Source organism: Pedobacter suwonensis, from assembly GCF_044762335.1.
In the GTDB taxonomy this organism is placed as follows: domain Bacteria; phylum Bacteroidota; class Bacteroidia; order Sphingobacteriales; family Sphingobacteriaceae; genus Pedobacter.
Genome location: NZ_JBIWEB010000008.1, coordinates 232,879 through 244,281 on the forward strand (window position 1 = coordinate 232,879; position 11,403 = coordinate 244,281).

Sequence of the window (11,403 nt, forward strand, 5' to 3'; positions counted from 1 at the left end):
ATGATCAATGGTTCTCTTTGCGCTCTCGCACAGCAGACAGTAAGTATTCAGCAAAAACTGATCACGTAATGCCGATAAAAATTAAAGAATAATTAATATCGTGCCCGTTTTAGATAGTTTGAAATAATAGTGGTATTCACCATAGCGCTCCACCTTTTCAATTTCGCATACTTTGCCGGATTTGCCGTATTCATCTGATAAAAAATCCCCAATTCTGATGCTGTCCAGCTGGTTGATATCAAGTGATGCTCTTTTAATGAATTTTCCCTTATGTTCCATAATGATTGCGTATTTGCATACTTACGCAATCACAACCACTTTGGTTTTTTATCCGGTAAAGTAAACGTAAATTGAAACTTTATCAGATTCATATTGATTTACACTTTCTGATTGTGTGTTTAAGGACATCGGATTTGACGATCGTAATCGCTTTGAAAAGAGCGATCTAGAGTCCGCTCACTCCACCACTAACCACCAGTTTCATGGCATCAGCTGCTGTCATTTTTAAATCAGTAACCTTGTCACGCTGCACAATACACAGCTGACCAGCAAAGGAATAAGAGAGCGGAAAATAAACCGCCACTTCATTGGGTAAATCCAGTTTATGCAAATCGTTTTGTGTTAAAAAACCAATTTTTTTTAAACCGCCTTCTACCTCAACCAATACCGGGTGGTTAAATTTCTTCTCGTCGCCCACAAAGGCTTCGGTTAAATCTTTTATGGAAGAGTAGATGAAATTAAACAGCGGCAGGCGTTGCATCATCCGCTGAAACCAGTTGTACATGGGCTCGGTAACCAAATTGGTTACAAAAATGCCGGCCAGCAAAATAATCGTCAAAACGGTAAGCAAACCCAGGCCCGGAATATTCCTGCTTTCGCCGGTAAGTGGATTTACACCAAGCACATTTTTTACATTTAACCAGCTGTCAACTGTGGTAACCGCCCAAACGACAATAAAAATACTCACCGCAATGGGTACCACAATTAATAAACCTTTAATCAGATAGTTTAATATGGCTTTCCCAACTCTATTCATGGTGTAAAATTAGTGTTTTTTTAGTTCATTTTTTCACTAGTCATTAGTGGATTGGTGCAGCGTATAAATTTACGATCTATTATTAGACTATTACTTAGCATAGTCAACAGAAATTAATGTCTAAATCTCCATTATGCAATCTGCCATACTCATGACCAATGAACATCCGGACCAATTGGCGATTTGCCGTACTACATGACTGACGAACTAAACCAATGCGTTATTCATAGAAATATACACGTTTAACCCGCTGCGAGATATTGGTCAGGATTTCGTAAGGAATGGTACCAATATCTTTAGCCAGCTGCATAATGGTATGCTCCTTATTGAAAACGATAGCTTCATCTCCGGGTTTCACCTCGATGCCTGTCACATCCAGCATGGTCATATCCATACAAATTGAGCCAATTGTAGGCACTAAATGGCCGTTGATGAGCATTTTGCCAACGCCATTACCAAAATACCTGGTGTAGCCATCTGCATAACCAATTTTTACGGTTGCAATTTTTCCGCCGTCTGGCATAACTCCCCTCCTTCCATATCCTACAGTTTCGCCCGGCGCCAACTGCTTCACCTGTGTAACGGTTGTTTTAAGCACCATTACCGTTTGCAAACCGCGGTTATTGGTTACCGCAGAATCAAAACCATACAAACCTATACCCAAACGTACCATATCCATTTGCGCATCAGGCCAGCGTGAGATACCAGAAGTATTCGAGATATGTAATAATGGCTTATAACCTAAAATGTTAACCAATTGAGTAGCTGCGATTTTAAATACATCAATCTGGTGCTGGGTAAATCCATCGTGTTCTGCAGCATCGCTAGCCACCAGGTGAGAGAAAATACTCTGTACTTTTAGCCTTGCAGAATCTTTTAGCAGGACGGCTAAGGCACCTATTTCAGCCTGATCGAAACCCAGCCGGTGCATGCCACTATCTATTTTAAGGTGGATGGGATAATCAAAATCGTAATCAGATAAGGCATTCAAGAAACTATTCAGGATCTCTATGCTATAAATTTCAGGCTCCAGCCGGTGTTTGATAATGGCTTCGAAGGCAGATTCTTCCGGGCTCATCACCATAATAGGCAAAGTAATTCCGGCTTTACGCAAAGCAATGCCCTCATCGGCATAAGCTACCGCCAAATAATCTACTTTGTGGAACTGCAATAAATTGGCAATTTCAAAACTTCCGCTGCCATAAGAAAAGGCCTTAACCATTGCCATTATTTTAACGCCAGGCTTAATTTTAGAACGGTAAAACTGCAGGTTTCCCACCATTGCATTCAGATCGATCTCTAAAACGGTATCGTGTATTTTTTGGGTAAGTAATTTACTGATGCGCCCAAAATCAAAGCGCCTGGCCCCTTTTACCAGTATCGTTTCGTGGTTAAAATATAAACCCGGAAAAGCCTCAACAAAAGCACTGGTATTCTCGAAAAACTGCGTTTCGAACATAAACAGATTGGCATAACGGGCTATGTTAGCGCCGATGCCGATTAAACGGTTTATCTTTTTTTGCGCTAGCAATCCGGCTATTTCAGTATACAAATCAAGATCATCTCGTCCGGTTTCGAACAATTCGGAAAGGATAACGGTTTTCTTAGGATGCTGGTTTTGCTGGTTTAAAAAATCGAGTGCGATGGCCAAAGAAGAAATATCAGCACTATACGAATCGTCAATAACGGAACACTGATTGATGCCGTTTTTTAATTCCAGACGCATGCTTACGGGGCTCAGTTTCTCCAACCGCAGATCAGCCTGCTCCGGGCTATAACCCAAAGCCAATAATGTTGCCCAGCAGATCATGCCATTTTCTATTGAAGCTTTATCTTTAAAGGGAAGAATACATTCAATCTCCCTGTTTTGATAAATGGCCCTTAAATAACATCTTCCTTCAATGGGTTCAACAGTAGTGATCTGCAGATCTGCCGCCTGTTTACTGCTCCAGCAAAACTGTTTTTTACCAGGCAGGTTTTTTATACCTATTTCACCTACATATTCCGGTGCGTAAATCAATAGTTCGGATGTTGAAAAGAGTTTCAGTTTTTCGGTAAGTTTTTCTTTTTTTGAACTGAATCCTTCGGCATGAGCCTCACCGATATTGGTTAAAATTCCAATTTCAGGGCGGATTATTTCAGCTAAATGTACCATCTCATTCACCGCAGAAATACCGGCCTCAAAAATACCGAGGGTGTGCTCAGCCTCAATCTGCCATATAGAAAGCGGTACTCCGATCTGCGAATTATAACTTTTAGGGCTCTTAACAATATTAAAGTCGGCTGCTAAAAGCTGATATAACCATTCTTTAACGATGGTTTTCCCGTTACTGCCGGTAATACCAATTGTTTTTAAATCAAATTGATTCCGGTGATATGCGCTTAATTTTTGTAGCGCCGCCAGGGCATCATTTACCAGTAAAAAATTACCATCCGGATATTCATGAATATATTTTGCTTCGGTAACTACAAAATTCCTGATTCCCCTTGCATAGGCATCTTTAATAAATTCGTGTCCGTTACGGTGTGAAGAAAGCGCAAAAAACATAGAACTTTCTGGCAGCAAAACCGAGCGACTGTCAATAACCAGGTAATGGATAATAAGCTCTCCATCAAACAATTTGGTATTGGCATTTAAAATTTCAGCTATTTTGGAAACCGTATATATGGGATTTTGCATGCTATTATATTCAGAAAAATAAGGTAATCGCTTTTATTTTTACGAATTTCAGTAATTAATTATGAAAAGCAGTAAAGAAGAAGCAGTAATATTAGATAAAAAGCAAGCTTTGGTAAAAGCCGAAAGTTTTTGTGTTTACCAAGAGCGCTCGCAAAAAGAGGTGCGCTATAAACTGGTTGAATGGGGAATGCGCGGAGATGAACTGGAAGAAATTATTACCGAGCTGATCATCAACAATTTTTTAAATGAGGAAAGGTTTGCCAAACATTATGCCTCGGGCAAATTTAACATCAAACATTGGGGTCGGATTAAAATAAAGCAGGGTTTGAAATTGAAAGGTGTTCCTGATAAAATTTTACAAAAAGCAATTTACAGTATCGATGAAGATGATTATTTACAGGCGATAGAAAAATTAGCAGTAAAAAAAGCACAAAGTTTGGGTGAAAGTGATCCGTATAAGCGGAAAAGTAAGCTGATGAGCTACCTTCAGGCAAAAGGATTTGAAACTGATTTAATTTTACTTGTACTGAAAGCCAGCAATTTAAATTAAATATTAAATTTTTAATAAAAAATCCCTTGACAGATATATAAATCTGCCTATATTTGCATCACCAAAACGAAACAACAACATCAGTTTTGTAAACGCGAAAGTAGCTCAGTTGGTAGAGCACGACCTTGCCAAGGTCGGGGTCGCGAGTTCGAATCTCGTCTTTCGCTCCAAAATGCCTTCCTACCAGAAGGCATTTATTTTAAAGTTAACCAAGCCGATGGAGATCGGCAGCGGCTAATGCTCGGGTGGTGGAACTGGTAGACACGCAGGACTTAAAATCCTGTGCTTTCAAAGGCGTGCGGGTTCGATTCCCGCCCCGAGTACATCAAAAAATCGAATAAAAACCTTTCAGAAATGAAAGGTTTTTTATTTTAATCACTTTTGTAGTTGAATCCTAACACTCAGCTAACGCGCTTTACCGGAATGCTATTGAGTTTCTGTATTGCTTTCTAAACCGCACATATAAAATTGTGGTGATACACGGATAAAGTAGTGCAAAGATCCATAGTTTGGTCATCACATTTTCGCTATAATGATAACCATCTATTGATAAACTGGCAATAAACATCCCGATCAGCAAAACCGGCGCACCTGAAAAGCTAAGCCATGAAAAAAAGGGACTGTTCCTGATTTCCCGAATAAAATTTAAAAGAACTGTGAAAGAACAAATTACCGCTGCAGCCAGGTACAATAACGAAAAACCGATGTTTAGAACGATATCGGCAAAATAAAGGATTGTAGCCTCCAGGCCGTTACCCGAGGCTGATGAATTCATAATGGTGATGATGTAGGCTACATACAAAACGAAGCCTACCAGTAAATCGATGATCCAATATTTTAAAATAAGTTTGGTCATTACTTCTGTAAATGAGTTTAATCAGTCAGTTAATCAAATGCAACCAGTTTATCCCCGGGAAGATCATATTCGTAAACCTGGCCCTTCTCTTCTCCAACATAAAGCCACTGAACAATATTACTGCCGTTTGGTCCTATAGGTGCAATACCAATTACCCTGTAGCGCTCACCGTTCCTTTCTGCCGATTCGATAGAATAAGTCAGTTCCTCCCGTTTTTTTATGGCCGCCCGCAGTAAAGGGTTTTTGGTTTGGGTGAGGTAATATTCTGTTAAGCGATAAACCTTATCAAGGTATGATGAAGTAAATTCCTCTTCGGTAGACCAGGTATATTTTATTTTTTTACCATAGTTATTTCTGAAGGCAGTTACCGGTCCGTCGGCCGTTTTCTTTACAGAGACCAGCAACCTGGCGGGCATTTCGGCCTCTTGATCTCCGGGAACGGTAACCGTACCGTCTTTCCAGGCAACCTGTATCTTATCTCCACGATTCAGGTTTCTGGTGGTATCCGCTTCATTGATCAGCACAATGAAACTATCACCTTTCTTTGCCAAAATCTGAAAATAATCACCATCATCCAGATATTCTACAAAAGTCATGCTGTCAATGTGTTCACCAAGGTTATTTCGTTTTTGTTCGGCAACCGGCTTTCGCAGCGCCGGGTCTACCTTTACCGAATCTTGCTTCTGTGCTGTTTTAGCATTACAGGCCAAAAGCCCGCATACTGCTATCATGAGGAATGCATCTATTTGTCTTTTCATTCGGCAACTAATCTGATGTGCTTTAATAAATAAGCCTGATATATCCAGCCGAAACCGGAAATATAAAGCTATCATTCATCGCAATCCATAAACCAGAGTAAGTTAATAAAAGTTTTTACTATTCAATCGCCGTTTATCCGGATGGTGAACCGCTACTTTATCGTCAATAACCTGTATCTGCAAGCCATCAATATTTAAATTCCCGAGGCAATGTTATTCCAGCTATCACCACAAAAAGTAAATTTCTTTGATTTTCATCCTTGCTTAAAAGTTAATATTGAATTACATCAACAATAACAGGAACAACCACATATTTTTTTTTATTTTTTTACCTGATGATTTTTCTTTCGTCTGAGCTGACCAGCCGCTTTCAACTACCTGATAATCTTTAAATTTCCAGAATTAAAATCAAAATTCAATCAACTGATTTCTGTGGTAGACGCCTTAAAAAACCACTGGAAACAATGATTAAAGCAAAAAAAATTAAATTATTTTTTGACAGTGATATTTATATTTCTATATTTGCAACCCCAAAGGAACACAACATATGTGTTAATTTTGCGAAAGTAGCTCAGTTGGTAGAGCACGACCTTGCCAAGGTCGGGGTCGCGAGTTCGAATCTCGTCTTTCGCTCCAAATGCCTTCCTACCAGAAGGCATTTATTTTTAAGTTAACCAAGCCGATGGAGATCGGCAGCGGCTAATGCTCGGGTGGTGGAACTGGTAGACACGCAGGACTTAAAATCCTGTGCTTTCAAAGGCGTGCGGGTTCGATTCCCGCCCCGAGTACGAATGGGAATTGCCCCCATTTTTGAAGAGGGTTGCTCCAAAAAGAGCAACCCTTTCTCTTTGAATTTCAATACGTTATGTGCAAACATTGGATTAATTGAAAGTGTTCGACACGCACCTTCAGAATATATGATATCATGTTTGAACACCTCTCGAATTAATGAATGCTGATCTATGATGTTAGCTTTCTCGAAGATCGCAGGAATACTTATCAATTCCGGCAAAAGCTTTAATATCGAAGCAAATCTCTTTGGGTCCCCAGCATTTAGTTTTTTAATCTCACTCAACAAATACCCTTTTTCACCAGAATATTTAGAAAACCATTTTTTATAAGTGGATGATTCGATTTCGTCGTTCATCATCTTTTCCTCTAACCGCTGAATCTTGTGTTCTATTTCCTTTAAGGCTGATCTATTTTCAGCAACTTTTTCAACATTGGATTGAAGTTTAGCCTGTATCAGCTTTTTGCTATTATCTGTTATATATTGAATCTGCTCTTTGCTAAAACTTAAAAGCGTTAAAATCTCATTCCATTCTTCGTGCAATTTGACAGCTGAGATATTAATGCTATGGTGTTTTGTGCATCGATAATAAAGATAATATTTCTTTTTTCCTTTGCTCCACCCCGAGGTCATGCTCAAGCCGCAAGGACATTTTAAAATTCCCCTTAATGGACTGTCTTCATGCGGTTGTGTTTTACTGGGACGTTTGTTCTCTAGCATTTTTTGCACAAGCCAATAATCGTTTTCGTCTATAATTCCCTGATGCTTTCCTTTCACGTAACGTCCAGCAGAATTTTTCTCAGCAGGGACTTTGATAAGGCCCGCATAAACGCAGTTGCTTAATACTCGTACTATAGCACTATTTCCCTTTGCGGGAAATCCCATTTCTTTCACCTCTTTATGTATGATATATGGCATTTTCCCATCTATGTAATCAGAAAAGATTTTACGGATAATTATTGCCTTATCCGGATCTATTTTGATCGTTGATTTACCCCCATCTTCTTTGGCGTTAATGTATGCGAAAGGAGCTTTGTTTATAAATCTTCCGTTTTCTATTGCATGCCTCACTCCCATCTTTATACGCTTCCTTATACTGAATAGTTCTTGATTTGCCATAAGATATTTGAAAGCTCTCTGCATAAAAACATTAGGATCTTCCGTATCTATGTCAAGAGCCTCGTTAGTGGCTAAAACCTTTATACCATATTTTTTTTCAAGGTTCTCAATCTTTGCTAGCGCCTCAGAAAGGTTGCGACTAAAGCGATCATGATCCATTACTACTAAAAACTGAATCTTTCCCTTACGCTGTTTAATGAAATCCTCAAGGGCAATGTAATCAGGTCTATCAAAAGTATAACTACTCTTCCCATTGTCGCTAAACACTTCTAATAGCTCAACTCCATTTTTCTCACAATAATCAGCTATGCTTTTTTCTTGATAACCCAATGAGTATTGGGACTGATCTTTAATACTCAAACGCACATATCCAATCGCATTCATTTGACCTCCTTTAAAAGTATTTTAACGATAATTTCTACTATTAAATTTAGTAATTTTTCCTCGTTTCCTAAAATTTTAGGCTCTATTAGTTCTTCACATTTCTCATGAAGTTGCCCAGTTTCTTCGTCATTCTTCATAGCTCATCTTTAAAGGAACAAGGTCGGCAGACGAAAGGAAAATGTAACGTTATAACTTACAGACTACCCAAGGATTTATTGATTATGAGTGGGTCAACCTGAAGGAAATCTGTGTTGGAGAAGAGGTCAGATATTAAGTTACAATTTGATTAGGACATACTGAGGGTGGAGAATATCGGATTGAAAAATTCGCTTAATATTTCTCCGTAGATGCCTTTTTGATACTCTGAGAGGGGTTTTACTTTTCTCATTTCGCTATTTTTAGGGGCTATTTGGCAGACTTTTGTCAGACTTTTTACCCTTGATTTCTATTTTAAAATTAAGAAAAAACATCCTTTTTTGCAAGGGGAAAGCTGTTTTATTCCTCATCACTTTTAGCCTTAGAAAATTAAACTGTCAGACTTTTAGTTAAAGAATTAAATAAGGCATTTTTAAGGATTGTTAAACTTTTGAAAATGAACAAATTAAACACTAGTATAATATTTTTATTCGAAGGCCATTAATCAAACACTTTTCTAGAAAAGGACCATATTTTGATAATTCTAGTATGAAATCTCAGCACCAACTTGAATGACTTCATCTTGTCTAAAATTTTCTGCTTTAGTCAACTTGTTATTCTTATCAGGAAGTATAAAATGGTCTGACATTCGAATAAGTTCGGCTCTAGGTCCATGCAGTTGCAACTAAAGCAACTACAAAAAATATCTTTTTCATGATATAAAAATTTAATTTTTATCCTAATTTTTGGACATAGCATAGGCTATGTGAATGGATTATAGGCTACCAGCAGGAAAATACCTGTGCAGCAAAAACATTAAATCATATATCCGAAAACTTTGAATGGCTATGCGAATGTCCTTATCGGGTGGTCTTTCTCTATGGTCTACATAGACGTTTTGATCAAGTTCAACATCTATTACGCGAATTAATAAGGCATAAGAATAATCAGGAAGCCACACTATAGGCAAAACCATGTGAACTTTTCCATTTTCAGGAACTAGTTTGCTTTGAGTTACGCAAATCTAATATAAAGATGCAAAAATAAGTTTATACAATTCCGTGTTTATTTTATATCTTTTTTACTATAATTAGGTTTGATCCCCTTTGACCTTTAATGATTTTGTATTTTTTTTAATAAATATATTCCATCACCATCATAGCATAACTGGAAATCTTATCGCAGATTCAGAGAAGAACTTATTTGAGGTATTGATCAATCAACTCATAGAAGAGCAGGAAAACAGCTTTCTTTTTCGAACATCATCACTCAAAACATCGTTTTTTTACTAAGACACTTAATTGCAAGAAATATTCAAAATACAATCACTATTTCTAAAATCCATAACCCATAAGATAGGGCCCATGAAATAACAGTATATATTCAAAAACATATTTATGACAAGGAACTTATTAAGATTGAAAATATATCGATCCACTTCAACAAATCCCCAGATTATTTGAATAGATATTTCAAACAACAAACCGGGAGTACAATTACAGACTACATTACCAGATACAAATTAGAGATTATTAAAACCCGTCTTAAATATAGTGATCTCACGATTTATAAGATTGCAAAAGAAATGAACTCTACCGACGAAAGCCATTTGAATAAAACCTTTAAAAGTGTATTAGGGCAAACTGCGTAACAATTTAAAAAATGGCAATTTTAATTGTTGACATTGATTCTTTAAATGGATAAACCAATTTGATTGACCACATCAAACCAATTTCAGATACCACAGACAAAAAGCTTATCAGAAATAATCGTCATTTTTATTTTTGGTGAAGAGGGGTTGAAAGCTTTTTGTTTTCCAAAATACTAGTTCGGTAATAAATTAATCTTCGGAATTACGTTTTACTACATCAACCATGTGGTCAATATCAAAAGGTTTTTGAATGTAATCGTCTGCCTTACATGCTTCTGCCTGTTCTAGTAGTTTATCTGATGTCGAAGTTAAAATAACTGGCAAATCTTGAGTTTCAAGACCTGCTTTTAAATCTTTAACAACCTCAGATCCCCGAACTGCTCCTTTAATGTGCTCATCGATTACAACTACATCAGGATTAATTTTATCAATATTTTTAATAGGTTCCGTTGTTAGAGATGAAGTGACATTAAATCTTTCTTCCTCCAAAACCTGATCCATAATGTTTAAGATATCTTCATTATCCTGCACAAGCACAACTTTTTTCTTCATAAATGCAATCAAAGATACAAACATCCTGGCTACATAACAAAAACGTATAGGATAGCAATCGCTAATATCCAGCTCCCAAACGATCAGATATTTTCAACGAAACTAGATTTCAATTCTGTAGAAATACTGAAATCTTGTAATAGGAGCGGAATGTTTATTAAAGGTCAGTACCAATCGTAAATCGAAGACCTAGTGAGCTTACACCTCCATGATCAAGATAACCAAACCGTTTAATCAGATCTAAGCGGAGTACTTTAAAGATATTTCCAACGCCAACACCTAGCTCTGCATAAGGTGTTTTTCCCAAAGGGAATGTTAAGGGGTTTCCAGCCAGTGATCTGGGAAAACGTAGCAGTTCTGAATGTAAAGTTGGATTGTTCTCGTCTCGCAAACCGCCATAAATCACTTTGGCAGAGATAAATTCCCTCAATTTTAATTTTTTAATTAAGGGAACTTTATTGAGCAGGAAGCCTCCAAACGCGTGTGTTAAGTTTAGGCCAACATAATGGTCGGCAACAAACTCCAGAAAATTCATATTGTTGTAGGCATTTTTATCGTAAAGATAGGTCTGGTTTGCCGGCAAAATAGATAACAATGGAAAAGGCAGTCGACCTAAAGTCGTACCACCAAGAAGTGTAATATCCGAATAACCTAATTGAGATAAATAAAATCGTTTGTAAACGGTGCTACTTAGGGAGAGGTAACGGTACTCTCCACCTGCAAATCCCTTTAAACCATAAGCACTTTGAAGCGTAAATATTGGATATTTACTCTTAATCGGGTGTCGTTGTTCGGTGCCTAAAAAAATTTGTTCGTGTGGTGCATACCTGAGTGCAAGATTGATTTCTGAAACCGTGAGGTCATTAAGCATTGTTCCATTTCCTGTTTGAAA

10 protein-coding genes, 4 tRNA genes and 1 pseudogene are annotated in these 11,403 nt (G+C 37.6%); 6 read left to right on the forward strand and 9 right to left on the reverse strand.

Features of this window, described 5'->3' with window-relative positions; genetic code table 11:
* Nucleotides 1-81: 81 nt before the first annotated feature.
* The 3 genes from ACIQXP_RS14920 to ACIQXP_RS14930 all read right to left on the reverse strand — a co-directional run bounded on the left by ACIQXP_RS14920 (nucleotide 82) and on the right by ACIQXP_RS14930 (nucleotide 3,716).
* On the reverse strand, nucleotides 82-279 hold the full coding sequence (locus ACIQXP_RS14920) for a hypothetical protein (RefSeq protein WP_090980079.1): 198 nt from the start codon (nucleotides 277-279) through the stop codon (nucleotides 82-84).
* A 166-nt stretch (nucleotides 280-445) separates the two neighbouring features.
* Nucleotides 446-1,036, reverse strand: a complete 591-nt coding sequence (locus ACIQXP_RS14925) for a DUF502 domain-containing protein (protein ID WP_134203485.1) — start codon at nucleotides 1,034-1,036, stop codon at nucleotides 446-448.
* 220 nt (nucleotides 1,037-1,256) lie between these two features.
* The gene (locus ACIQXP_RS14930) at nucleotides 1,257-3,716 is read right to left on the reverse strand and encodes a bifunctional UDP-N-acetylmuramoyl-tripeptide:D-alanyl-D-alanine ligase/alanine racemase (protein ID WP_387505848.1); all 2,460 of its coding nucleotides are present in this window, start codon (nucleotides 3,714-3,716) and stop codon (nucleotides 1,257-1,259) included.
* A gap of 61 nt (nucleotides 3,717-3,777) precedes the next feature.
* Between ACIQXP_RS14930 and ACIQXP_RS14935 the strand changes: the two genes are divergently transcribed.
* From ACIQXP_RS14935 to ACIQXP_RS14945, 3 genes are all read left to right on the forward strand, one after another.
* The gene (locus ACIQXP_RS14935) at nucleotides 3,778-4,266 is read left to right on the forward strand and encodes a regulatory protein RecX (RefSeq protein WP_387505849.1); all 489 of its coding nucleotides are present in this window, start codon (nucleotides 3,778-3,780) and stop codon (nucleotides 4,264-4,266) included.
* Between the two features lie 94 nt (nucleotides 4,267-4,360).
* Nucleotides 4,361-4,436: transfer RNA gene (locus ACIQXP_RS14940), tRNA-Gly, on the forward strand.
* A 69-nt stretch (nucleotides 4,437-4,505) separates the two neighbouring features.
* Nucleotides 4,506-4,589, forward strand: a tRNA-Leu gene (locus ACIQXP_RS14945).
* A gap of 92 nt (nucleotides 4,590-4,681) precedes the next feature.
* Here ACIQXP_RS14945 and ACIQXP_RS14950 read toward each other — a convergent pair.
* Nucleotides 4,682-5,122 carry a hypothetical protein gene (locus ACIQXP_RS14950; RefSeq protein WP_387505850.1) on the reverse strand — a complete coding sequence of 147 codons (441 nt, stop codon included), beginning with the start codon at nucleotides 5,120-5,122 and terminating at the stop codon, nucleotides 4,682-4,684.
* 29 nt (nucleotides 5,123-5,151) lie between these two features.
* Nucleotides 5,152-5,880, reverse strand: a complete 729-nt coding sequence (locus ACIQXP_RS14955; RefSeq protein ID WP_387505851.1) for a hypothetical protein — start codon at nucleotides 5,878-5,880, stop codon at nucleotides 5,152-5,154.
* A gap of 560 nt (nucleotides 5,881-6,440) precedes the next feature.
* On the opposite strand from ACIQXP_RS14955, the gene ACIQXP_RS14960 reads away from it, so the two are divergent.
* A tRNA-Gly gene (locus ACIQXP_RS14960) sits at nucleotides 6,441-6,516 on the forward strand.
* 68 nt (nucleotides 6,517-6,584) lie between these two features.
* Nucleotides 6,585-6,668: transfer RNA gene (locus ACIQXP_RS14965), tRNA-Leu, on the forward strand.
* Between the two features lie 581 nt (nucleotides 6,669-7,249).
* Here the strand turns inward: ACIQXP_RS14965 and ACIQXP_RS14970 are convergent.
* Nucleotides 7,250-8,173, reverse strand: a pseudogene (locus ACIQXP_RS14970) (recombinase family protein); the annotation flags it as partial.
* A complete protein-coding gene (locus tag ACIQXP_RS14975; RefSeq protein WP_387505852.1) occupies nucleotides 8,170-8,310 on the reverse strand; it encodes a hypothetical protein in 141 nt (46 codons plus the stop codon). The pseudogene ACIQXP_RS14970 and the gene ACIQXP_RS14975, both read right to left, overlap by 4 nt.
* Nucleotides 8,311-9,725: 1,415 nt before the next feature.
* Here ACIQXP_RS14975 and ACIQXP_RS14980 point away from each other — a divergent pair.
* The gene (locus ACIQXP_RS14980) at nucleotides 9,726-9,959 is read left to right on the forward strand and encodes a helix-turn-helix domain-containing protein (RefSeq protein WP_387505858.1); all 234 of its coding nucleotides are present in this window, start codon (nucleotides 9,726-9,728) and stop codon (nucleotides 9,957-9,959) included.
* A gap of 189 nt (nucleotides 9,960-10,148) precedes the next feature.
* Here ACIQXP_RS14980 and ACIQXP_RS14985 read toward each other — a convergent pair whose 3' ends face one another.
* On the reverse strand, nucleotides 10,149-10,511 hold the full coding sequence (locus ACIQXP_RS14985; RefSeq protein ID WP_387505853.1) for a response regulator: 363 nt from the start codon (nucleotides 10,509-10,511) through the stop codon (nucleotides 10,149-10,151).
* 157 nt (nucleotides 10,512-10,668) lie between these two features.
* Nucleotides 10,669-11,403 (reverse strand): DUF5686 family protein (locus ACIQXP_RS14990; RefSeq protein ID WP_387505854.1); only part of this gene is annotated, 735 nt, incomplete at its 5' end.